The organism is Clostridium thermarum, from assembly GCF_006351925.1.
Classification (GTDB): Bacteria; Bacillota; Clostridia; order Clostridiales; family Clostridiaceae; genus Clostridium_AU; species Clostridium_AU thermarum.
On sequence record NZ_CP040924.1, the window covers coordinates 1886067 to 1909252 of the forward strand.

Below are 23186 nucleotides of genomic sequence, written 5' to 3' on the forward strand. Positions count from 1 at the left end.
CATAACAGAAATAGGTGTTTTTCATGATTTACTCAGATCTGCATATTCATTCAAGTTATTCCGACGGATCTTTAACTCCTAAAGAGATAATAGATATAACTAAAAGTAAGGGTATCAACTGCATATCAATCACTGATCATGATTCTATATTATCCCAGTATGAGCTGTCCCAAATAAGTGAAGAAATAACTATAGTGCCGGGGTTGGAGTTGAGTTCCGAATATAATGGACATGAGATTCACTTTCTAGGGTATTTTATTGATGTATTTAACACAGAATTGATTAGTGTGCTTAATGATATACATAAGGAAAGAGTAGAAAGGGTATATACTATAATTGGCAGGTTAAGAAAGCTGGGAATAAATATTTCTGAATCTGATATTAAGCTGGATAGATTTGTATCAATGGGGAGGCCTCACATAGCTAAACTTCTGCTTGATAAAGGCTATGTCAAATCATTAAGAGAAGCTTTTCATCTATATCTTGCCAAAGGTAGGCCGGCTTATATTGAGCGGTATAAGCTTAATTATAAAGAAGCGCTGAAGCTGATAAAAAATAGTGGGGGTATATCTGTATTAGCACATCCTGGTGAATTGTATAAGGGTATAGATCCAGAAAAACTGATAAGAGACTTGAAGATTTATGGCCTCTGTGGTATTGAAGTCTTTCATCCTTCACATGACAGTAAAGATATAAATAATTTTTATAATCTGTCAAAAAAGTATAAGTTGGTTATCTGCGGAGGGACAGATTATCACGGTAGCAATACAAAATCTGATATCAACATAGGGGCTATAGGTCTGGATTTAAATCTAACTACAAAATTTTTTAATTATTATAATAAATACAACGGGGGGCAAGTAAAATGAAATTTTCAAACTTATCCTTGCAGCTAGAATCTTCTGTAACACTAGAAATAACAGCAAAAGCAAAAAAAATGAGAGATGAAGGATTGGATGTAGTGAGTTTTGGGGCGGGTGAACCCGACTTTAACACGCCAGACAATATAATTGAAGCAGCAATAAAGGCAATGAAAAAAGGGCTAACAAAGTATACACCTGCTTCAGGTATTGTTCAGTTGAAAGAAGCTATAAGTAAGAAGTTATATAATGATAATGGCCTGCAGTATTCAACTTCACAAATTATCGTATCAACAGGTGCTAAGCAGTGCTTATCTAATTTATTTCAGGCTATTATCAATCCTGGTGATGAAGTCATAGTGCCTAGTCCTTACTGGATTTCCTACCCGGAATTAATTAAATTATATGGAGGAAAGCCGGTATTTGTAAGTGTAGCAGAAAAATGTGACTTCAAATATGGTATCGAGGACTTAGAGAGAGTTGTTACCGAAAATACAAAGGCCATACTTGTGAATAGTCCCAATAATCCTACCGGTGCAGTTTATGGAAAAGAGGAACTGGAGCAGATAGCTAAATTTGCTGAGAAATATGATTTACTAATTATCTCCGATGAAATTTATGAAAAATTAATATATGATAATGAAAAACATGTTAGTATAGCGTCACTTAGCAAAGATGCATACCACAGGACCATCATAGTAAATGGTTTATCAAAGACTTATTCTATGACAGGCTGGAGAGTAGGATACGCCGCAGGTCCTGAAAAGCTCATTAAAATTATGTCTAACATTCAAAGTCATACTACATCTAATCCTACATCAATTTGTCAGTATGCAGCTTTAGAAGCTTTAGAGGGTCCGCAAGATAAAATCCAATATATGATTAAACAATTTGAAATAAGAAGAAACTATATGGTAGATAAAATTAATAGTATAAATCATATTAGCTGCATCAATCCGCAAGGGGCCTTTTATGTAATGGTAAACATTAGTAATTTGCTAAACCGTAAAATGGGGGATTTGCTGATCAAAGACTCTTTTACTCTATCACAATTATTGCTTGAGAAGCAGTTGGTGGCTGTAATTCCTGGAGAAGCTTTTGGTGTCGGCAACTACATAAGACTATCCTATGCGACCTCGCTGGAGAATATCGAAAAAGGGCTTGCAAGAATAGAAAAATTTATTTGTGATTTAACATAAAATAATTTTTGTAAATATACAAGATATTGCTGGTATAGTGGTTTTATTTTGTTTTAATTCATGTTATATTATTAATAGATATAATTTGGAAGCAAAGGGTGATTAATAGATGGGAAAACAAATTGATCTACTTTTACCTATAACGGGTAAAGTCGTAGCATTAACAGAAGTAAATGATTATCTTTTCAACAAGAAAATAATGGGCGAAGGTGCCGCTATAAAACCTCAGGATAATTTTGTTTATTCTCCGGTAGATGGTGAAGTGGTGCTTGTATATGATGCAAAGCATGCTGTTGGAATTAAAACAGCGGAAGGTCTGCAAATATTAATACATGTCGGTATTGACTCTGTAAAACTGGAGGGTAAAGGATTTGCTTCTTATGTAAAGGTTGGTGAAAAAGTAAAAGCAGGAGATAAGATCTTATATTTCGACAGAGAATTCGTTGAAATGCAAGCTTCAACTATAACACCTTTAGTAATAACAAATTCTGAAATTATTGAAAGCATAGACATTAATTACAGGAGCACAAAGGCAAAAGAAGTGTTTATGACTGTAAACTTAAAATAGGAGGGTTAAAATGGTAAGTAGAGAAGTAATAGTTAAAAGCTCAACCGGGTTACATGCAAGACCAGCTACTTTACTGGTAAAAAAGGCTTCATCCTTTAAATCTGATATTACAATTGAACATAATGGAAAAAAAGCAAACGTTAAAAGTCTTATAGGTGTGTTATCTTTAGGTGTATCAAAAAATTCTAACATTATTATAACAGCCTCTGGAGATGATGAAACTCACGCAGTTGAAGAGTTGGTTAAACTGATAAATTCACTAGAAGATTAAAAGAGGGTGACATGAGTCCCCTCTTTTAATCTTCTATGAGAATCTTTGATTTTTGCTCTTATATATGAGGAAAGCTAAGTTTAGACCTGCTAATCCAACCAATATGTAAATAATTCTTTCAACAATGGATGAAATTTCTCCAAGAATAGAAGTGAGTTGAGCAACGAAATTAAAGTTTGCGATACCGATCAGCCCCCAATTCAAAGCCCCAATTATGACTAGAATGATTGAAATTTTGTCTAACAGACTCAATTTATACATGGTATTCCCCCTAAGAATATCTTTTTACAGTAAATTATATTAAGATTTTACATAAATATAACTAATGTAATTAATAAATTATGGTATAATACCTATGGGAAAAATATTTGATGAAATAAAAGGAGACGAGGGATGAGAAATTTATATAGTACACCACTTAACTCTAGATATGCTTCAAAAGAAATGAGTTACCTTTTTTCTGATGATATGAAATTTAAAACTTGGAGAAAGTTGTGGGTGGCTCTTGCTGAAAGTGAAAAGGAACTGGGACTTAATATTACAGAGGAGCAAATCAACGAACTTCGAAGTAATATGGATAATATAAACTATGAAGATGCGGAAATGAAAGAAAAAGAAATTAGACATGATGTTATGAGTCATGTATATGCATATGGATTGCAGTGCCCCGCAGCTAAAGGTATAATCCATCTTGGCGCTACAAGTTGTTATGTTGGAGATAACACTGACATAATAATAATGAGAGAAGCTTTATATATTATAAGAAAGAAATTAATCAATATAATTTCCTTGCTATCAAAATTTGCAGAAAAATATAAGGACTTACCTACCTTGGGTTTTACACATCTTCAGCCTGCTCAATTGACCACTGTAGGTAAGAGAGCATGTTTATGGATTCAGGATCTTGTAATAGACTTAGAGAATCTGGATTTTGTCATCAGCAAATTAAAATTAAGAGGAGCTAAGGGGACTACTGGAACACAGGCTAGTTTTATGAATCTCTTTAATGACGATGAGGAAAAAGTGAAGGCATTAGATAAACTTGTTGCAGATAAAATGGGCTTTGAAGAGACTTTTGCGGTTACTGGACAGACATATACAAGAAAAGTGGATTCTATTGTGCTTAATACGCTTTCAGAGATAGCACAGAGCGCCTATAAATTTAGTAATGACATGAGATTGCTCCAGAGTATGAAGGAAATGGAAGAGCCTTTTGAAAAAAATCAAGTTGGATCTTCTGCTATGGCCTACAAGAGAAATCCTATGAGATCTGAAAGGATTGGAGCCTTGGCTAGATATATTATAGTAGACGCCTTGAATCCAGCTATAACTGCTTCTACGCAATGGTTTGAAAGGACTTTAGATGATTCTGCAAATAAGAGATTATCCGTAGCTGAAGCTTTTCTTGCTTTAGATGGAGTCTTAGATTTGTATCTTAATGTGAGTGAAAATCTTGTGGTATATGAAAAAGTAATTGAAGCCCATGTAAATAACGAACTTCCTTTTATGGCCACAGAAAATATTCTGATGGAAGCTGTTAAACGAGGAAAAGATCGTCAAGAGCTCCATGAAAGGATAAGAGTACATTCTATGGAAGCTGCTAAGAGGGTCAAGGAAGAAGGATTAAATAACTATCTCATTGAAAGAATCATAGATGACCCTGCTTTTGGAATGTCCAAGGAAGAAATCTTAAGTATTGTAAATCCAAAAAAGTTTGTTGGAAGAGCGCCGGGACAAGTAGTTCAGTTTATAGAAGAGGTTGTTGAACCTATATTGAATGAAAATGCTGAATATCTTGGTGCGAAAGCTGAAATTAACGTTTAGTATATTTTGTATATAAATATTATAAAGCTGCTGTTCGAAATTGCGAATGAGCAGCTTTTGTATTTTTATCAATATGGTAAATATACCCAGTTTTGCTAACAGGATGTGATTTACAAATAATGGTATATTTATGCATCAAAAATAGGGTAAAAATTTTAAGATAAAAGCCAAATATTTAAGATATAATTTCAATTGAAACGCCAAGTAAAAATTTAATAAAAAATGTCGGAAAGTTGGTGTCTAAATATTAAATTTTCATTATGAATGCAAAGCTAAAGTTAGCATAAATATGTTAGATATCTGAATCCAAGTAACAACATAAGGATTATACGAACAATATGTTAATATATGGTAAATGACGCTTAAAATATTATGCGCTAAATGTATATTTAGCGCAATAATGTGGACAAGCGACATATAAAGTGGTATAATATAACAGAGGTGAATTGCCAAATGAGTAAAAATTATGATGCGGTCTTATACAGCGTGCAAGATAAAAATATAATAAGCAATTTTAAGCTTACAGATGAGGATGAGAAATTATTAATAAAATTAAAATCAGAGTTTCAAAGTAAGTCTTTTTATCCTATTATAGAAGATATATATAAACTATATAGAAGTGGATACTCAACTTCATATTTGGCAGAAGTATATAATGTAAGTATAAGACAAATACAAAGAATATTAAAAGATATGGGGTTAACTAAAGAATTGGTTGTGAAAAATATAAGCACTCCGGCTAAAAGTGAAAAAACTGTAAAAAAGACAAAGCCTGCGGCTAGTACCCTTTCGCCTTTTAGCGAATACTATTTGCTTCCTGAAAGGTTAAGGGAATTTTTAAATTATCTAGAAGTAATTAAAGCAAAATCTCCTAATACTGTAGAAGGCTACAAGATTGATTTAACTATTTTCTTTAAGTTCATGCAGTTGTACAGACGAAAATGCCCAGGTGATATGGAATTTGCAGATATTCCTATTGATGATATAGATGATGCTTTCATAAAGACAATTAAACTTACAGATTTATATGCATATCTTTCCTATGTAGAAAAAAACAGAGGTAACAGTGCCTATGCCAGAGCCAGAAAAGTTGCCTCGTTAAAATCTTTTTTCAGATATCTTTATACGAGGACAAAAATATTGGAAGAAAACCCTGCAGCGGACCTTGAAACGCCTAAAACGGATAAAAGAAATCCAATTTATTTAACTCTAAGCGAAAGTAAAGAGCTCTTGGAAGCTGTAGATGACACCTACAGGCATTCGAAGCGAGATTTTTGCATTATTACCCTTTTTTTAAATTGTGGCTTGCGTCTATCTGAATTGTGCAGCATAGATATTTCAAAAATAAAGGGAGATATTTTATCGGTAGTAGGTAAAGGCAATAAGGAGCGAACTGTCTATTTGAATAAAGCTTGCATAAGGGCTATTGAAGACTATCTGCCTGAGAGAAACAGTATGGAAATATTAGATGCTCATAAAGATGCGCTTTTTATCAGCGAAAGAAAAAGAAGGATCAGCAAACGAAATGTTGAGCTGGTAATTGAAAAATACATAGCAGCTGCTGGATTAGACAGTACTAAGTATACCCCTCATAAACTTCGTCATACAGCAGCGACTCTTATGTACAAGCATGGTAATGTAGATATCAGAAGTCTTCAAAAGATTTTGGGCCATGAAAATATTTCTACTACCCAGATATACACCCATGTTGATGACGAAAAGCTCAGGGAGGCAGTAAATCTAAATCCGTTAAATGAAATTGAATAAAAAGATTGCATCAATGGATGCAATCTTTTTTATCTCTCTTTATGGTATAAAAGCCGGGGAAAACTTCTTCCAATGTGTCGTTTTCAGGGGTATCCAACAGTTCCCTTAGACCTTCAACATCATCTATATATTCTATATCTAGTTCGTCTTCGTAACTTGTATCGTCCTCCCCCAGTTCCCATTTTTCTAAGTTTTCTATTGTTAAGTCATTATTATGTACATAAAAGTTGTTGTCAGAGATATTTATATCATCAATTTCATCGATAATAACTTCTTTATAATCATTGTTTGCAGTCTCTAGGCATTTACCGCAGTTATTGCAGATCTTTTTTGAATTCAGGTCACAGATGTTACAGGCCCCGCAGTTATCGCAGATTTTGTTCAGTGTGAATATGCAAGATTTTGACATTTAGTGCCTCCTATACTTATGTTCTATGGTCACCCTATATTATATTAAATCAAATATTTTTTTTCAACCGTGTATAAAAATTATAATATATGTCAATTATTATTAGATAGAACATAAGTTTGATATTTTCGATACTATATGGTATAATTTATATGATTGAGAGGTGTTATTAAAATGTTTGAAAACTTAAGTACAAAGCAAAGAGAAGTATACGAATTTGTTAAAAAACATACTGAAGAAAAAGGATATCCACCGGCAGTTAGAGAAATATGTGATGCTGTAGGTTTAAGCTCTACATCTACAGTACACGGACATCTAAAGAGATTGGAGAAAAAGGGTTTAATAAAAAGAGATCCTAGCAAACCTAGAGCATTAGAAATTGTTGAGTTCGCTCATCGTAAACGTGAAATGATTGATATTCCTGTTGTCGGTAAAGTTACTGCTGGTGCACCTATTCTTGCAGTAGAAAATATAGAAGATACCTTCAGCATTCCCCTAAGCTATATAAAAAATCAAAATGACCTATTTATACTGAATGTAAAAGGCGAAAGTATGATTGAAGCCGGTATACTCGATGGTGATATGGCCATAATAGAAAAAACTGAAGCTGTTAGAAATGGTGAAATTGTAGTGGCTCTCATAGAAAATGAAGCTACAATAAAAAGATTTTTTAAAGAAAAGGATCACATAAGATTACAGCCTGAAAATAAAACTATGAGTCCTATTATAGTGAAAGATTGCAAGATACTTGGTAAGTTGGTAGGTTTATATAGAGCATATTAAAAAAGCTGCAGCAATGCAGCTTTTTCTTCTATATTATATTATTGAGTGCTATCATAACACCTATTTTAACATGGTCCAATGTTAATCCGCCCTGCAGATAAGCAATATATGGTGGTCTGATAGGTGCATCAGCAGATAGTTCTATGGAAGCACCCTGAACAAAGGCTCCGGCAGCCATTATTACTTGATCGTTATATCCTGGCATATCCCAAGGCTCGCATTCTACAAAAGAATCTATGGGTGATCCCTTCTGTATCCCCTTGCAGAATTTGATCAATTTATCTTTGTCATTGAACTTTATTGCCTGTATTATATCAGTTCTTATGTCATTATATCCTGGCAGAACTTCAAAACCTGCAAGTTCCATTATTCTTGCACATAACACGGCACCTTTTACAGCTTCAATTGATGTATGTGGAGCTAGGAACAATCCTTGGAACAGTAATCTCATCACGCCAAAAGTAGAGCCGCACTCCCCTCCTATTCCCGGAATGGTCAACCTGTAAGAGGCTTGTTCTACATATACGCTTTTGCCGGCAATATAACCACCGGTTGGAGCAATACCACCGCCTATATTCTTTATTAAAGACCCGCAAACTAAGTCAGCGCCAACCTCTGTTGGTTCTTTAACTTCAACAAATTCCCCGTAGCAATTATCTACGAAACAAATAACATCATTTCTAATAGACTTAACAAAACTGATTATTTTTTCAATTGCACTAATTCTAAGAGATTTTCTCCAACCATAACCAGTTGACCTTTGAATATGTACTAGCTTTATGGTTTTATCTTCAGTTAATTCTATTTTGATTTCATCAAAATTAAAATCTCCATCTATTAGATCGATTTGCTTATAATTGATTCCATATTCTTTTAATGAGCCTATGTTTTCTTTGCCGCTTATACCTATTATGTTGTGAAGTGTATCGTAGGGCTTGCCGCAGATAGACAGCATAGTATCTCCGGGACGTAGGTTGCCAAATAGGGCTGCACCGATAGCATGAGTTCCGTTGACAAAATGAGGCCTTACTAAGGCACTTTCACAGTTGAAGATTCTTGCATAAACCTTATCTAATGCATCTCTACCAATGTCCCCATAGCCATATCCGGTGCTGTTTGTAAAGTGCGAATCGCTGATTCTTTCTGCTTGAAAAGCAGACAGCACCTTTGCTTGGTTATACTCCCTTACTTCATCGTAGTACTTAAATTGATCAGCAACATCCCTTTCTGCAGCATCCATAAACTCAAGTACTCTATCTCCTATTTTGTATTTAAGCTTTAGAAAATTTTTCATATGTAAATTCATTTTACCACCCTCCAGTTAATCATATTATCACATAAAAAAAGAATAGGCAAATTTGCCTATTCTTCAATACCTTCATCATCATTTTGATTATTGAATAAAATAACCTTCAATGGAGTTATTGTAGATATAGCATGCTTATATATCATCATCTGTTTGCCATCACAGTCTAATACAACGGTAAAACTGTCGAATCCCTTTACTATGCCCTTTAGTTGAAAACCATTTGTAAGATATATTGTTACTGGTATTTTATTTTTTCTAGCACCATTTAAAAATATATCCTGTAAGTTGTTTGTTGATTTGTTCATTGCATCTCACCCTCCAAAATTCTCTTAATATTTTATTCGATAAAGAAATAAAAAATCCTTTATTTAGAGTAAAATTAGTTTTTATTCACAGTATTTTTTGAGTTTATATCATTTAATATATATTCAACAATGTCATCATCAGAAGTAAAATTTTCTTTTTCTATCCACTTTATCCTTGGATCTTTTCGAAACCATGTCAACTGCCTTTTAGCATAATTTCTACTACCTTTTTTTATAGCCTCAATAGCCTCATTCAAAGTCATTTTTCCGTCTAGATGATATAGAAGCTCCTTATAACCTATACCCTTCATGGCCTGCATATCTGCTGTGCAACCCATTTCTTTTAACTTCTTAACCTCCTCCAATAGTCCGCTGGACATCATTTGATCAACTCTCTTATTGATTCTGTCATATAAAATATCTCTGTTCATATTTAAAACATAGTAATAGAGTTTGAACGGTATATCAAACTTTTTCTGCTCTTCTATGACATAAGAACTAAAGGGTTTACCCGTTAATTTATAGACTTCAAGAGCTCTGATTACTCTTTTTAAGTTATTGGCATGTAATTTAGAGGCAGTTTCCGGGTCTGCATTTTGAAGCAGCTTAAAAACATATTCATTACCTTCACTGGCCGCTAGGTCTTCCAGATAGGCTCTGTAGCTTTCGTCTTTGTCAGCCTCTGTAAAGTTATAATTGCAAACTATAGAATCAATATATAGTCCAGTCCCACCCACAAGCATTGGCAGCTTATTCTTAGAGTAAATATTTTTTATATGTTCCAGCGCCATCTCTTTAAATTGAGCTACGCTAAAGCTTTCCCATGGTTCCGCAATATCTATCATATGGTGAGGAACGCCGGACATTTCTGACGGTGAAATTTTTGCTGAGCCTATATCCATGTGTTTATATATTTGCATAGAGTCAGCTGAGATGATTTCAGCATTTAAATATTTTGCTAGTTTAATAGAAATCAAAGTTTTTCCTACAGCAGTAGGTCCACCTATTATTATGAGTTTATCCTTCATATTATTCTCCTAATAGTTAACATAATATTAATTATGATTTATTGTATTCTTTTAAATCTTTTCTCAATTTCATAAAGACTCATTTTTATTATAGTTGGCCTTCCGTGTGGACAGTTATAAGGATTTTCACAATACTTTAAGTCTTCCAGTAACTTTTCAATCTCTGCCTGTGATAGTTTATCATGAGCTTTAACTGCTGCTTTACAAGCCATACGCGCAATGTTATCATACTTTACATCAATGGTGCTGGCAGTGCCGAAGTTCCTTATGTTATCAAGCATTTGCAACAGGAAACATTTACCGTCAAGTTTTCCTAAAATGTAGGGTATTTCTCTTATTGTTATAGTATTATCTCCAAAATCTTCAATATGGAAACCTGCATTAATAAATATTTCCTTATATTCATTAAACAATACATAGTCTTCTAAGGATAGTTCTAACACAAGTGGTGTCAGTGATATTTGACTGACAACTGTCCCCTTTTTTATGTCAGACCTATATCTTTCAAATAAAATTCTTTCATGAGCTGCGTGTTGGTCAATGAGATATAATTCGTCTCCTAGTTCACAAATAATATAGGTATTATAAAAGGTACCTATATATTTTAATGTGGGCAGTTTAGCATAGACCTCAGGTTGAGGGTTTATGTTACGTGCACCAATTGACTTCTCAGTTAAATTTACCCTAATATCTGTATTTATGGTATCCTTTTCCTGATAATGCTCTATTCTGCTGTTAGGTTCTCCTGATAGATCTATGGGCAGACTGCTGATAGAAACCTCAGGAGTACTTTTTTCATTTGGAAAAATCAAATTATGAAAGTATAAAGGCTCGGATTTTTCTTCTACAGTAGTAGCCTTAGGTATATATTCCTTTGCTTCCTCAATATCAGTCATAAAGGTATCCTTAAGGGCTTCACCCACACCTTTATGAACACTGTCAAAAACCAATTTGAAAATTGACCTATCATCATTGAACTTAATCTCAGCCTTTGTAGGGTGTACATTAACATCAATTAATTCAGGATAAATATCCAGGAAGAGGATAAAAAACGGAAATTTGTTTATGGTCAAAAAAGATTTCATTGCATTCTCAACAGCAGCTGTTATAAGTTTATTTTTTATATACCTTCGGTTGACAAATATGGATTGATTATTACGGCTTCCTCTGCTTAACTCCTGGTTACCGACGTAACCGAATACGCTGGCAGTATCTGTATGACCTTCAAAGTATATAAGATTATCCACTGTATTTTTACCATATATAATTCTGATTACATCCTTTAAATTTCCGTTACCATAGGTTTGAAATACTTTTTTGCCGTTGTTAATAAGTTTAAAAGCAATATTGTTATTGCAGAGAGCAATACGGCTTATTATATCAGAAATTGATGATGTTTCCTTAGAGGTGGACTTTAAAAATTTCAGCCTTGCAGGCACGTTATAAAATAAGTCCCTCACCTCAATAAAAGTACCTATATTACTTCCTGCATCCTTTATGCTTTCCACATAGCCTCCGTTGATCTCAATTTCCCTTCCAATATCAAACTCTTCTGTTCTACTCTTTAATTTTACCTTTGATACAGAGGCTATACTGGCCAGAGCCTCACCTCTAAAGCCAAAGGTATTGATCCTGTATATATCATCTATTTTGTTAATTTTGCTGGTGGCATGAGGTAAAAAAGCCTTTGTAATGTCCTCAGGATGAATTCCTTGACCGTCATCCATTATGGATATTCTCTTTTGCCCGCCTTCTTCTATTTCGATGCTTATATTTTTAGCACCGGCATCGATACTGTTTTCAACTAGTTCTTTAACTACGGAGAAAGGTTTTTCTACAACCTCTCCCGCAGCTATTTTATTGCTGGTATCTTCACTTAAAACCGAAATTCTCTTCATTTATAATCACCTGCGAAGCTATATGCTTTTTGATTTTTTTACTATTTCATAGAGTTTGTTGAAGGCTTCCATTGGGGTTATGTTCAGTATATCTATTGAACTGATTTCCTCAATAAAAATATCTTTTTCCAAGTCCATGAAATTTAACTGCCGGGATTCCTTTTTAGGAGCCTTTTGGGGTACTTTAGGTTTGCTGTGAACATCACTGCTCATGGTTATTGCTGCTTCTTTGATATGAGCTGTTTCAACCTTATTCTCACTTTCCAAATCTGCTAGAATCTCCTTTGATCGTTGAATTACCATCTCGGGAAGTCCTGCAAGTTTAGCCACCTCTATACCATAGGACTGATCTGCTCCGCCGGGGATTATCTTTCTTAAAAACACAATTTCATTGCCTATTTCCTTTACTGATACACAGTAGTTTTTAACACCTTTTATCTTGTCTTCCAAATGGGTTAATTCATGATAATGGGTTGCAAACAATGTCTTAGATCTCAACTTGTTGCAGATATACTCAATTACAGACCAAGCGATACTTAGGCCATCGTAAGTACTGGTACCTCTTCCTACTTCATCTAACAGCACTAAGCTATCCTTGGTAGCATGAGCTAAAATATTGGCTACCTCAGACATTTCCACCATAAAGGTACTTTTCCCCGAGGATAGGTCGTCAGAGGCTCCTATTCGGGTAAAAATACGATCACAGATGCTTACTTCTGCACTCTTGGCAGGCACAAAGCTGCCGATCTGGGCCATAAGAGTAATAAGGGCTATCTGCCTCATATATGTAGACTTACCAGCCATATTAGGCCCGGTTATAAGTAACATTTGATTATCCTCATTATCAAGGTAGGAATCATTACTGATAAAGGTGCCTTCCTTAATTACTTTTTCGATGACAGGATGTCTTCCCTCTACAATCCTAATACAACCATCTTTTTTTATAATGGGTTTATTGTAATTGTTTTGCAGTGCTACCTCGGCTAAAGATACAAGGCAATCAAGCTGAGAAATTAATCTTGCAGTCTTCTTTAATCTGTCAATATTTTGTTCTACGATGTTTCTTATATTAATAAATACAGAATACTCAAGAGTGTAGAGCTTTTCCTCTGCTCCAAGGATCTTTTCTTCCATTTCCTTAAGCTCTTGAGTTACAAACCTTTCAGCATTGGATAGGGTTTGCTTTCTGATATATCTTCCATCAGGGATAGAAGCATAATTTGCTTTGCTTATCTCAATATAGTAGCCGAATACTTTATTATAACCTACCTTAAGTGACTTAATTCCGGTTACTTCCCTTTCCTGATTTTCTAGGGCTGCAATCCATTCCTTACCGTGGGCTTTGGCTTTTCTCAGAGTATCTATTTCACTGTCATAGCCTTCTTTTATTATATTTCCTTCTTTTATTGTAAGGGGCGGGTTATCGGCAATAGCCCTGTCTAAAAGCTCATATATGTCTTCCAGTGCATCCATATTTTTTTCCATTAAATTAAGCAGTGGATTTGTGGTTACAGCAAGCATTTGCTTAATTTCAGGAATATTTTTTATAGAATGTTTCAGTGACAGCATTTCTTTGGCATTTACACTTTGGGAAGAAACCTTTCCGCAAATTCTTTCCATATCGTAAACATTTTTAAGTTTATCTTTAAGCTCAGACAGCATACTGTAATCCTCTTTTATGGTCTCCACAGCATCTAAGCGTTGATTGATCGCCTCCTCGTTTATCAGGGGCAGTTCTATCCATTTTCTGAGCATTCTGCTCCCCATAGCTGTATTAGTTTTATCTAGTATCCATAAAAGGGAGTCTTTTTTAGACTTATCTCTGATATTCTCAGTGAGTTCAAGATTTCGCCTGGAGTTAATATCCATATTCATATAATCCAACACTTCATAATAATCTATGGTATTGATGTTGGATAGTGAAATCTTTTGGGTTTCAAAGATATAGTTAAGTAGGCTGTTAGCCGAATAGACAGTAGCCTTATCATAATTGTTTATATCTAAAGCCGGAAACTGATGTGATAAGTTTTTATAAGCACCTTCAGTAAAATAGCTGCTGTCTTTAGTGGTAACAGTTATATCTAACTTATCAATGATGTCATTCAAGGGACTTAAATCCAAGGTGGTCTCCACTAACATTTCTCTAGGTGAAAACTTATATATTTCATCTATAATTAACGAGTAAACCATATTAAAGGATGTTGCATAGAATTCTCCCGTAGATAGATCTGAAAAACATAAGCCGCATATATCAGTAACTTGGTCTAAGAATATACTAAGTATATAGTTATTTTTATTGTCTTCCAAAAAAGCAGAATCAGTAAAAGTACCAGGGGTAATTATTTTTGTTATATCCCTCTTTACGATACCTTTGGCCAGGGCTGGGTCTTCCAGCTGTTCACATATAGCAATTTTATACCCTTTTGCTACAAGTCTGCTTATATAATTATTTGCAGCATGATAAGGAATGCCACACATAGGAGCTCGCTCTTCCAAGCCACAATCACGGCCGGTTAGAACAAGTTCTAACTCTCTTGAGGCTATTTGTGCATCCTCAAAGAACATTTCATAGAAATCTCCCAATCGAAAAAATAATATACAATCTTTATTCTTCTCTTTTATTTGTAAGTATTGCTGCATCATGGGAGTTAGTGCCACAATTATTCCCTCCTGATATCAAAGGCTCTGTTAAGAGCCTTTATCACAATTTATATTGCTTCACCGTTTAGTGAAAAGGTTAAAGCCTTAGTAATCTTAACATCAATTACATTTCCGATAGAATCCTCAGGACCTACAAAATTTACAAGCTTACCTGTAGTAGTTCTGCCCATAAGCTTTGTTTCATCATTTTTACTTTTACCTTCCACAAGAACTTTCACAACTTTATCCTGATAGCTTTTATTTATCTTAGCACTGATTTCATTAACCACTTCAATAAGCCTATTGAAACGATCATGCTTTACTTTATCATCAATCTGTTCTTCCATTTTATCAGCCGGAGTATATTTTCTTCTTGAATATATGAAGGTAAAGGCAGAATCATATTCAACTTCTTTAACAAGGTTTAATGTGTCTTCAAAGTCTTCTTCGGTTTCTCCAGGGAAACCTACAATGATATCTGTTGTAAGCGCTACATCAGGAATCTCCCTTTTGATGGTTCTTACAAGCTCAAGATATTGTTCTCTGTCATAAGACCTGTTCATCTTCTTAAGTATAGCCGATGAACCGCTTTGAACCGGTAAGTGAATTTGATTACAGATCTTTTCGCAGTCTCTTATGGCATATATTACATCCAAGCTTAAATCCTTTGGATGTGAAGTCATGAATCTTATTCTCTCAAGACCTTCTATTTCGTTGACCATTCTTAAAAGCTTAGCGAAGTCAACATCTTCCTCTAAACCCTTACCATAGGAGTTTACGTTTTGGCCTAGGAGAGTAATCTCCTTGTAGCCTAAAGCTACCAAGGACTTTATCTCCCTGATAATTTCCACTGGTTTTCTACTTCTCTCTCTTCCTCTTACATAGGGAACCACACAATAAGTACAGAAATTATTGCAGCCATACATAATGGTTACAAAGGCCTTTATGTCACTCTTTCTATCTACAGGTATTCCTTCAACTATACCCTCTTCTTTATCAAAGATTTCAATAACGGATTTTCCCTCTTGTCTAACCCGGTTCAGGTATTCAGGGAACTTATAGGAATTGTGGGTTCCAAATATTATGTCTACAAAAGGATACTTCTTTATTATGGTTTCAGACATATCCTTTTGCTGCATCATACAACCACATAGTGCTATTATAAGGTCCGGCCGCTCTTCCTTAAGTTTCTTCAAAGCACCCAAGTTACCGAAAACTTTTAATTCAGCATTTTCTCTAACTGCACAGGTATTGAATATGATTATATCAGCTTGTTCCTTTACTTCTGTTCGTATGCAGCCGATATTCTTTAACATCCCGGATAGTTTTTCTGAGTCTTCCTCATTCATCTGACATCCCCAAGTTTCTATATAGTAACTCAAAGTCTTATTGTTTAGCATGGCAATTCTCCTTCTATAAAATCTAGTGGTTTTCACATAAGTTGCAATAAAAGCGCAAAATAAAACAGGATAAATTTTTCATTGATGTTTTTTTAAACTTATATGCATAAATCTACATAGTTTATTATATAAAATTTAATTGCAATTTGAAAGAAGTTTTAATAAGAAATGTGGCAACCTTAATTTAAATATGTATTTTGTAGTATAAGAATAAAATAAAACATAAGTGAGAAAATTAAAGTACAGGAGGTGTTTTTAATGTACGATGCAAAAAAAGAAGAAGAAAATGAAGATTCAACACTGTATGAGACTATTTATGATAGAGGATACTTTGATAGAGTCAGAGCAGAGACATTACTAAATACTAAAACTGGTTATGTCCCCAATGAAAGTATCGGCATAGAATAGACTGTTAGCAGCTGGAAACCAAAAAGGGGGTTCATTATGGAAGTTTCTAACCGAATAAAAAAAGTTTTGTTTTCACCTATTAGAAAATTAACTCCATATGCAGAAATAGCACGCAAAAAAGGTGTGAAAATATATCACCTCAATATAGGACAGCCTGATATTGAAACACCTCAAACATTTTTTTATGGTGTGGATAAGTTTAAAGAAAAGGTACTACAGTATTCAAATTCCAATGGTGAAAAAATCTTATTGGAATCCTTCAGTTTATACTATAAAAAGCTTAATTTTGATCTTGACCCAAAGGAAATTATGGTCACAAATGGTGGCAGCGAAGCCATATTGTTCACCCTTATGGCTGTCTGTGATATAGGAGATAATATAATAATACCTGAGCCATTCTATACAAATTATAGAAGTATCGCAGCAGCTTGTGGTGTAGAAGTAAGGACTTTTACAACACTGAGAAGAAATGGTTTTCACTTGCCACATAAAGAAGTGATTACGGAACTTATAACTCCAAAAACAAAGGCTATCATCTTTTCAAACCCAGGTAATCCAACCGGTGTGGTATATACTAAAGAAGAAGTGACAATGCTTGCCGGTATAGCAAAGGAATACAATCTCTATATTATATCTGATGAGGTATATAGGGAGTTTGTATATGATGGATTAAAGCATACTTCCATATTAGAATATGATGAAATTAAAGATAGGGCCATATTGATAGACAGTATATCCAAACGGTACAGCGCTTGTGGAGCAAGAGTGGGACTTACTGCTTCCAAAAATCCAGAATTTAATAACGAAATATTGAAAATGTGCCAACTGAGACTAAGCTCTCCAACTCTAGAACAATTTGGTGCGGCTAACTTGATTAATACTCCACCGGAGTATTTTGTAAACGTAAGAAATGAGTACACTCATAGAAGAGATGTTTTATATGAAGAACTAATAAAGATTCCTGGAGTAGAGTGTAAGAAACCGGAAGGTGCCTTTTATATAATTGCTAAATTACCTGTAGAGGATGCTGAGGAATTTTCTAAATGGATGCTGTCGGAATATAGTCTTGATAATGAAACTGTCATGGTAGCACCTGCAGAGGGCTTTTATTTGACACCAAACCTTGGCAAAGATGAAATTAGAATATCCTACTGCCTTGAGTCAGATGCTTTAATAAGAGCTATTAATATTCTTAAGAAGGCCTTAATGGAATTTTCAAAAAGAACCTAGAATCCCCAAATATAAAACCTAAAGTAGTAAAAAAGCTGGCTACTTTAGGTTTTTATTAATGTTGTCCATGTTTTGTATTGATCAAAGAGTTTAAAACCACATTTTTTGTATAACTCGTATGCTGGGGTGTTATCAGCATTTACCTTGATTTTAACTTCATTATATCCACAATCAATAAGTATATTTAAAAGATGGGTTAAAAGTAATTGACCAAACCCCCTTCTTTGGTATTCTTTTTTGATTCCAAAGTTGACAATCAGTGGGGTAAAGTTATGCATAATTATTTGTCCATACCCCGCATAGTCGTTATTGTACTTGATGAATATGCACCAATCATTTACATAATAATCCTGCATCTCATCTGCCAATATATCCTGAATAGTTAAAGGCTGTCTTTCAAAATTAAAAAAAACGCTATTTTGAATATCACATCTTATTTTTTCATGACGTCCCTTTTTAAAGGTCACAAAGTTTAAATTATCAATTAAGGGTTCATGACGTTTTGAATTTAATGTGAGTTTAAGTTCAAAGGTGGTGCTTTTTTCTTCGAAACCAAATCTCGATAGTAAGTTTGAAGCTTCCTCGCTTAACTTACCGTCAAAGTACAAGACACTTCCGGCCTTAAAGTCTTTTAATAACTCAGAGCAATTTATATCCATATAGTTCTTGTCAACATAAAGAGAATTAATTAAGTAAGCATTTGCTCCTGAGTCTATTTTTGAATGCCAAAGGTAACCAACGAGTTTATTACCGTACCTTAGTAGACACACTTGTTTTCTTAGCTGATATCTGCCAATAAAATTAGACTTGTTATAGTATTTAAAGTATTCCTCATTTAAAGAATTAAATTCACGCCTTTTACTGTTTAAATCTGCGAACTCATTTAAATTTTTAATTCGCAGTCTCTCTGTTTTAAACATAACATACCTCATTAAATATAAAGTTTATTTAGAATTTTGATTAATGGCAATTAAATTATTAATATACCTCATAAAATCATCGATAAACTTATTTTCCTGTTCAGAATATGCCAGTAATTTTTGCAGCCTTTTTAAATATTTTACTTCGTTAAAGCCTTTATGTTTTTTATATCGTTTATAGCCTAATTTCCAAAACTTATATGGAAAGATGAGAAATGCAAGTAGTATTTCAAGTTCAGGAATTTCAATTGGTCTATAAATAGAGTAATGATTGAGAAGATTAAGAGCTTTCTTGAAGTCCCAAGCAAACTCGCTTTTAGGTAGTAACCTTCTAAGTAATTTTGCCAAATCGATAATTGGCAAATCAATGTTAACTGAGTTTAAAGTGATTATAAAGTAGCCTGTTCCACTTTTTATTATATTCTTCCTATAAAAACTGCCATGAGCAATTGATTTTGTAACCAAGGCGTTTTTAGTCAGGTTATAATAGTTACAATTATTTAATATTGAGAGAGCTGTAACACCTCTAGTGTATAAGGCATCAATATGATCATTGTAAATATAATCAAATTGATTTTGAATTACTTTATGTTTAATAATTTCTTTAAATCGTTCTAAGTCAATCAGACTTTCATAAAACATCTTTGGCAAGTTTTTTGAGCTGTTCTTAATATTTATGTCATAGGAATCGATATCAATGCAACTTTTATGGAATTGGGCCAAAAGTTCACAGCATTTTTCAGCTTCTTTAATATCATTAAAATTACACTCGTCACCTTCAACCCACTCAGTTACATAGACAATATATTTTCCGTATTTTACGTAGCAATCATCTTTGAGGGTTTTATAATACTTTTGAATATTGTGAAAGCCATTCTTTTTTAATGCTTCAGCAAGTTTGAAGCTGTTTAAGACCTTTTTTCTACCATGACTAACTTTACGTACACAGAGATTACCCACACTGCTTTGTACCTTGTATACATGACGGTATTTAGAAACACTGATTACCTCAATACCGTAATGATGCAGAACTCTTTCAATCATAACCAGTTCTTTAATCGTTATGAGTTCACCGTTATGGTTGATAACGGACATAGAATTCCCCCTATTTATTGCTACTTTATTATATTAATAAAAAACTGAAATAATTCGCTTAAAATAAAAATGCTATTGGGCAGTCTGGTTATAAATAAGAATTGAAGCGTGTATTCACACGCTTCAAAAATTTTACTCTACAGCTTTGATGCTCAAGCCAATTTTCTTGTTTTCTATGTCTACGTCAATAATTTTAGCCTTAACTTGTTGACCAATTTCCAATGCTTCTGAAGGCTTATTTATTCTTTTATGGCTGATTTCGGAGATGTGTACCAAGGCATCAACACCAGGTTCCAACTCAACAAACGCGCCGAAGTCTGCAAAACGAACAACCTTACCTAAAACTACAGAATCAACAGGATATTTTACCTCCACATTGCTCCATGGATCACTGCTGAGAGCTTTTTGACTTAGGGAAATCTTTTTGGTTTCCTTGTTGATGTCAAGTATCTTAACTTTTATAACATCGCCAACCTTTAATACGTCAGTAACCTTTGAAACTCTACCCCATGAAAGTTCTGAAACGTGAAGTAAACCGTCCACACCCATTACGTCAACAAAGGCTCCGAAGGAAGTTATTCTCTGAACTTCACCTTCTACAATCATATCTTTTTCAAGCTTATTGAAGACCTCTTCTTCAAATTTATCTTTTTCAGCTTTTAATAAGTCTCTTCTAGATCCTATTATACGAGTATTTCTTTTTGACTCGTTAAATTCAACGATTTGAATGTCAAAGGTCTTTCCTACATAATCATTTAAATTTTCCACGTGATATAGCTCTATATGAGATGCAGGTATGAAGATTCTTATTCCCTTATATGTAGCTACCAAGCCGCCTTTAACTGCCTCTTTAACAGTTATAGATACAGGCTTCTTTTCATTGAAAGCCTCTTTTATGTAATTGTAGGCTGAACCTCTTTCTAACTCGATTTTTGATAAAACCACATATCCATCTTCGTTTCTTCTGCTAATTACTTTTGCTTCAACTATGTCCCCAACTTTAATGATATCCTTAAGATTTGGAACTGATTCAAACGTAACCTCAGCAGCTGGCAATATAGCGTCAGCTTTATATCCTATGTTTAAAAAGGCCTCCTTTTCGTTTACAGAAATTACTTCTCCCTTAACTACTTCCCCAACAACAATTTGCTTATCGAATTGATCCATATAAGCTAACTGTTCGTTGAAATCCTTAACATTTTCCTCTTTCATTTTTATAATGCCTCCTTTATTAACTAAACAGGTACAGATGCACCTGCATTAATCCTAAATTGAATTTTCTTTTTATTTTGCATTCAATCTTATAAGTTGTTCAAGTCCTTTTTTATATAATCCAGTATAGTTTTTACAATCTCATCTATACTTAAGGAAGTGGTATCAATCTCGATGGCATCCTCTGCTTTTGTCAAAGGGTTAACCGACCTGTTCATGTCTATGTAGTCTCTATCTATAATATCCTTTAAAATCTCTTCATAAGAACAAACTGCACTCTTACTTAGAAGCTCTTTATATCTTCGATTGGCTCTTTCCTCTGGAGTAGCAGTAAGATAAAATTTAAAGGCAGCATTTTTTAATACCACTGTACCTATATCTCTGCCATCCATGATAATGTCAAATTTACTTGCCAGATTACGTTGCAGGACTACTAATCGTTCTCTTAATTCCGCTATTGATGCGTAAGAGGCCACATGTTTGCTTACCTCTGCAGTAGTTAACTTGGAAGTAATATTTTGCCCATCCACTATGAGATCATCATTTTCAAAATACATATCCATTCTATCTACCAACATGCTTAAGGCTTCTATATTATCAGGAGAAATATTCTCCTCTATAGCTTTTAAAGTAACAGCTCTATACATCAGCCCGGTATTTATGTACATTATACCTAGCTCTTTAGCTATTTTTTTCGCAATAGTACTTTTTCCTGCTCCGGCAGGTCCGTCAATTGCTATAGAAATTCTCATAAAAAACCGCCTTTCTTTTGTATTTTATATATTATTCTATAAATATTTACAAAATCCTCTTAAACTACAATTTTTCTTTCTCACAAATAGCTTTGCCAGCCAAATAACCGGTGGACAGTGCAATTTGTATGTTGTAGCCACCTGTATAAGCATCTACATCTATTACTTCACCGGCAAAGTATAAATTGCTTATTATTTTTGAATTCATTGTAGATGGATCTATTTCCTTAGTATCCACTCCCCCGGCTGTAACGATGGCTTCAGCTATAGGCCTTAAACCCTTTATTTGAAGTCTGAAGTCTTTTATTGCATGTACTAGGCATTTTCTTTCCTGTCTTGTTATTGAATGAACCTTTTTATCATCAGGAATACCGGAGACAATTATTATTCTATTAATGATTTTTTGCGGCAATAATTCATTTAATGCATTTTTTATGTCCTTATTTTTGAATTGTTCAAAGTCCTTTTGTATACGCTTATCTAGTTCATCTTCGGATAAGGCGGGTTTTAGATCTATTGAGGCATACTGATTTGCATTGTCTTTAACCTTTCTGCTGCCGCTCAAAACAATTGGACCGGATACACCAAAGTGGGTAAAAAGCATTTCTCCAAAGTCTCTAAAAATACATTTATTATTTTCGTATATTTTAAATTCAACATTTTTCAGTGATAGTCCCTGCAGTTCCTTAACCCATGCTTCTTCAACTTCTATTGGAACTAAGGAAGGACGCAGCGGAACAATTTTATGGCCAAGTGATGCTGAGAAAGTGTACCCATCCCCGGTGGAACCTGTTAGCGGATATGATTTGCCACCGGTACAAAGAATAAAATAATCTCCGTAAACTTTTTCGCCGTTTTCTAAAACAACGCAGGATATTTTATTGCCTACTTTTAAAATCTTTGTAACCTTGGAATTTAGCCTTACTTCCACATTTCTCTTGGATAATTCACTGTTAAAGGCGTTTAAAATATCTGAGGATTTATCGGATTCAGGAAAGACCCTACCCCCTCTTTCCACCTTTAGCTTAACACCTGCTTTCTCAAAAAAGTCCATGGTATTTTCGTTTGTAAAGCTGTAGAGTGCACTATATAAAAAAGCAGGATTTCCGGGAATAAAATCAAAAAAATCATTAATGTCCTTGGCATTTGTGATATTACATCTGCCTTTTCCGGTAATAAAAAGTTTCTTTCCCAATTTAGCATTGGATTCTAACAGTATAACCTTGGTACTTCTAGAGGCTTCTATAGCTGACATCATGCCAGCAGGTCCTCCTCCAATAACAACAGTAGTCTTCAACTTATCACCTC

22 protein-coding genes are annotated in these 23186 nt (G+C 34.1%); 9 read left to right on the plus strand and 13 right to left on the minus strand.

Annotated elements, in window-relative coordinates:
* Positions 1-23 precede the first annotated feature (23 nt).
* From FHY60_RS08595 to FHY60_RS08610, 4 genes are all read left to right on the plus strand, one after another.
* Positions 24-869 (plus strand): PHP domain-containing protein, encoded by an 846-nt coding sequence (locus tag FHY60_RS08595; protein ID WP_139904582.1) that lies wholly within the window; start codon positions 24-26, stop codon positions 867-869.
* Positions 866-2059, plus strand: coding sequence for a pyridoxal phosphate-dependent aminotransferase (locus FHY60_RS08600; RefSeq protein ID WP_139904583.1), 1194 nt, complete (start codon positions 866-868; stop codon positions 2057-2059). The genes FHY60_RS08595 and FHY60_RS08600 overlap by 4 nt, the downstream gene beginning before the upstream one ends.
* A 109-nt stretch (positions 2060-2168) precedes the next feature.
* Complete coding sequence (locus tag FHY60_RS08605; RefSeq protein WP_139904584.1) at positions 2169-2627, plus strand: PTS sugar transporter subunit IIA; 459 nt, start codon at positions 2169-2171, stop codon at positions 2625-2627.
* Positions 2628-2637: 10 nt separating this feature from the next.
* Positions 2638-2898: an HPr family phosphocarrier protein gene (locus tag FHY60_RS08610; protein WP_139904585.1), complete on the plus strand. Its 261-nt coding sequence runs from the start codon at positions 2638-2640 to the stop codon at positions 2896-2898.
* A gap of 33 nt (positions 2899-2931) precedes the next feature.
* Here the strand turns inward: FHY60_RS08610 and FHY60_RS08615 are convergent, their stop codons facing one another.
* Complete coding sequence (locus FHY60_RS08615; RefSeq protein WP_139904586.1) at positions 2932-3159, minus strand: DUF378 domain-containing protein; 228 nt, start codon at positions 3157-3159, stop codon at positions 2932-2934.
* A 132-nt stretch (positions 3160-3291) separates the two neighbouring features.
* On the opposite strand from FHY60_RS08615, the gene purB reads away from it, so the two are divergent.
* Both purB and FHY60_RS08625 read left to right on the plus strand, forming a co-directional pair.
* Positions 3292-4722 carry an adenylosuccinate lyase gene (gene purB / locus FHY60_RS08620; RefSeq protein WP_139904587.1) on the plus strand — a complete coding sequence of 477 codons (1431 nt, stop codon included), beginning with the start codon at positions 3292-3294 and terminating at the stop codon, positions 4720-4722.
* An 810-nt stretch (positions 4723-5532) separates the two neighbouring features.
* Complete coding sequence (locus tag FHY60_RS08625) at positions 5533-6489, plus strand: tyrosine recombinase XerC (protein WP_243122279.1); 957 nt, start codon at positions 5533-5535, stop codon at positions 6487-6489.
* A 10-nt stretch (positions 6490-6499) separates the two neighbouring features.
* On the opposite strand, the gene FHY60_RS08630 is transcribed toward FHY60_RS08625, so the two are convergent.
* Positions 6500-6898: a hypothetical protein gene (locus tag FHY60_RS08630; protein ID WP_139904589.1), complete on the minus strand. Its 399-nt coding sequence runs from the start codon at positions 6896-6898 to the stop codon at positions 6500-6502.
* Positions 6899-7072: 174 nt separating this feature from the next.
* On the opposite strand from FHY60_RS08630, the gene lexA reads away from it, so the two are divergent.
* A complete protein-coding gene (gene lexA / locus FHY60_RS08635; RefSeq protein ID WP_139904590.1) occupies positions 7073-7681 on the plus strand; it encodes a transcriptional repressor LexA in 609 nt (202 codons plus the stop codon).
* 28 nt (positions 7682-7709) lie between these two features.
* Here lexA and FHY60_RS08640 read toward each other — a convergent pair whose 3' ends face one another.
* The 6 genes from FHY60_RS08640 to miaB form a co-directional block, all read right to left on the minus strand.
* Positions 7710-8987: a methionine gamma-lyase family protein gene (locus tag FHY60_RS08640; protein WP_139904591.1), complete on the minus strand. Its 1278-nt coding sequence runs from the start codon at positions 8985-8987 to the stop codon at positions 7710-7712.
* A gap of 56 nt (positions 8988-9043) precedes the next feature.
* The gene (gene hfq, locus FHY60_RS08645; protein ID WP_139904592.1) at positions 9044-9295 is read right to left on the minus strand and encodes an RNA chaperone Hfq; all 252 of its coding nucleotides are present in this window, start codon (positions 9293-9295) and stop codon (positions 9044-9046) included.
* Between the two features lie 74 nt (positions 9296-9369).
* Positions 9370-10323 carry a tRNA (adenosine(37)-N6)-dimethylallyltransferase MiaA gene (gene miaA, locus FHY60_RS08650; protein WP_139904593.1) on the minus strand — a complete coding sequence of 318 codons (954 nt, stop codon included), beginning with the start codon at positions 10321-10323 and terminating at the stop codon, positions 9370-9372.
* 38 nt (positions 10324-10361) lie between these two features.
* Positions 10362-12221: a DNA mismatch repair endonuclease MutL gene (gene mutL, locus FHY60_RS08655; RefSeq protein ID WP_139904594.1), complete on the minus strand. Its 1860-nt coding sequence runs from the start codon at positions 12219-12221 to the stop codon at positions 10362-10364.
* An 18-nt stretch (positions 12222-12239) separates the two neighbouring features.
* Positions 12240-14879, minus strand: coding sequence for a DNA mismatch repair protein MutS (mutS, locus tag FHY60_RS08660; RefSeq protein WP_139904595.1), 2640 nt, complete (start codon positions 14877-14879; stop codon positions 12240-12242).
* Positions 14880-14929: 50 nt separating this feature from the next.
* The gene (miaB, locus tag FHY60_RS08665) at positions 14930-16261 is read right to left on the minus strand and encodes a tRNA (N6-isopentenyl adenosine(37)-C2)-methylthiotransferase MiaB (RefSeq protein WP_139904596.1); all 1332 of its coding nucleotides are present in this window, start codon (positions 16259-16261) and stop codon (positions 14930-14932) included.
* Between the two features lie 258 nt (positions 16262-16519).
* Here miaB and FHY60_RS17860 point away from each other — a divergent pair, with 258 nt between their 5' ends.
* Both FHY60_RS17860 and FHY60_RS08670 read left to right on the plus strand, forming a co-directional pair.
* On the plus strand, positions 16520-16669 hold the full coding sequence (locus FHY60_RS17860; protein ID WP_163215898.1) for a hypothetical protein: 150 nt from the start codon (positions 16520-16522) through the stop codon (positions 16667-16669).
* Between the two features lie 36 nt (positions 16670-16705).
* Positions 16706-17899, plus strand: coding sequence for a pyridoxal phosphate-dependent aminotransferase (locus FHY60_RS08670; protein ID WP_139904597.1), 1194 nt, complete (start codon positions 16706-16708; stop codon positions 17897-17899).
* Positions 17900-17943: 44 nt separating this feature from the next.
* On the opposite strand, the gene FHY60_RS08675 is transcribed toward FHY60_RS08670, so the two are convergent.
* The 5 genes from FHY60_RS08675 to FHY60_RS08695 form a co-directional block, all read right to left on the minus strand.
* Positions 17944-18819 carry a GNAT family N-acetyltransferase gene (locus tag FHY60_RS08675; protein WP_163215900.1) on the minus strand — a complete coding sequence of 292 codons (876 nt, stop codon included), beginning with the start codon at positions 18817-18819 and terminating at the stop codon, positions 17944-17946.
* 24 nt (positions 18820-18843) lie between these two features.
* Positions 18844-19914, minus strand: a complete 1071-nt coding sequence (locus tag FHY60_RS08680) for a CotS family spore coat protein (RefSeq protein ID WP_139904599.1) — start codon at positions 19912-19914, stop codon at positions 18844-18846.
* A gap of 132 nt (positions 19915-20046) precedes the next feature.
* On the minus strand, positions 20047-21126 hold the full coding sequence (gene rpsA / locus FHY60_RS08685) for a 30S ribosomal protein S1 (protein WP_243122119.1): 1080 nt from the start codon (positions 21124-21126) through the stop codon (positions 20047-20049).
* Positions 21127-21215: 89 nt separating this feature from the next.
* Positions 21216-21878, minus strand: a complete 663-nt coding sequence (gene cmk / locus FHY60_RS08690; RefSeq protein ID WP_139904600.1) for a (d)CMP kinase — start codon at positions 21876-21878, stop codon at positions 21216-21218.
* A 64-nt stretch (positions 21879-21942) separates the two neighbouring features.
* Complete coding sequence (locus FHY60_RS08695) at positions 21943-23175, minus strand: BaiN/RdsA family NAD(P)/FAD-dependent oxidoreductase (RefSeq protein WP_139904601.1); 1233 nt, start codon at positions 23173-23175, stop codon at positions 21943-21945.
* Positions 23176-23186: the final 11 nt, after the last annotated feature.

Excerpts from the sequence above, each read along its gene's own strand:
- FHY60_RS08595 (WP_139904582.1), top strand. The coding sequence starts at position 24 with ATGATTTACTCAGATCTGCATATTCATTCAAGTTATTCCGACGGATCT.
- FHY60_RS08600 (WP_139904583.1), top strand. The coding sequence starts at position 866 with ATGAAATTTTCAAACTTATCCTTGCAGCTAGAATCTTCTGTAACACTA.
- FHY60_RS08605 (WP_139904584.1), top strand. The coding sequence starts at position 2,169 with ATGGGAAAACAAATTGATCTACTTTTACCTATAACGGGTAAAGTCGTA.
- FHY60_RS08610 (WP_139904585.1), top strand. The coding sequence starts at position 2,638 with ATGGTAAGTAGAGAAGTAATAGTTAAAAGCTCAACCGGGTTACATGCA.
- FHY60_RS08615 (WP_139904586.1), bottom strand. The coding sequence starts at position 3,159 with ATGTATAAATTGAGTCTGTTAGACAAAATTTCAATCATTCTAGTCATA.
- purB (WP_139904587.1), top strand. The coding sequence starts at position 3,292 with ATGAGAAATTTATATAGTACACCACTTAACTCTAGATATGCTTCAAAA.
- FHY60_RS08630 (WP_139904589.1), bottom strand. The coding sequence starts at position 6,898 with ATGTCAAAATCTTGCATATTCACACTGAACAAAATCTGCGATAACTGC.
- lexA (WP_139904590.1), top strand. The coding sequence starts at position 7,073 with ATGTTTGAAAACTTAAGTACAAAGCAAAGAGAAGTATACGAATTTGTT.
- FHY60_RS08640 (WP_139904591.1), bottom strand. The coding sequence starts at position 8,987 with ATGAATTTACATATGAAAAATTTTCTAAAGCTTAAATACAAAATAGGA.
- hfq (WP_139904592.1), bottom strand. The coding sequence starts at position 9,295 with ATGAACAAATCAACAAACAACTTACAGGATATATTTTTAAATGGTGCT.
- miaA (WP_139904593.1), bottom strand. The coding sequence starts at position 10,323 with ATGAAGGATAAACTCATAATAATAGGTGGACCTACTGCTGTAGGAAAA.
- mutL (WP_139904594.1), bottom strand. The coding sequence starts at position 12,221 with ATGAAGAGAATTTCGGTTTTAAGTGAAGATACCAGCAATAAAATAGCT.
- miaB (WP_139904596.1), bottom strand. The coding sequence starts at position 16,261 with ATGCTAAACAATAAGACTTTGAGTTACTATATAGAAACTTGGGGATGT.
- FHY60_RS17860 (WP_163215898.1), top strand. The coding sequence starts at position 16,520 with ATGTACGATGCAAAAAAAGAAGAAGAAAATGAAGATTCAACACTGTAT.
- FHY60_RS08670 (WP_139904597.1), top strand. The coding sequence starts at position 16,706 with ATGGAAGTTTCTAACCGAATAAAAAAAGTTTTGTTTTCACCTATTAGA.
- FHY60_RS08675 (WP_163215900.1), bottom strand. The coding sequence starts at position 18,819 with ATGTTTAAAACAGAGAGACTGCGAATTAAAAATTTAAATGAGTTCGCA.
- FHY60_RS08680 (WP_139904599.1), bottom strand. The coding sequence starts at position 19,914 with ATGTCCGTTATCAACCATAACGGTGAACTCATAACGATTAAAGAACTG.
- rpsA (WP_243122119.1), bottom strand. The coding sequence starts at position 21,126 with ATGAAAGAGGAAAATGTTAAGGATTTCAACGAACAGTTAGCTTATATG.
- cmk (WP_139904600.1), bottom strand. The coding sequence starts at position 21,878 with ATGAGAATTTCTATAGCAATTGACGGACCTGCCGGAGCAGGAAAAAGT.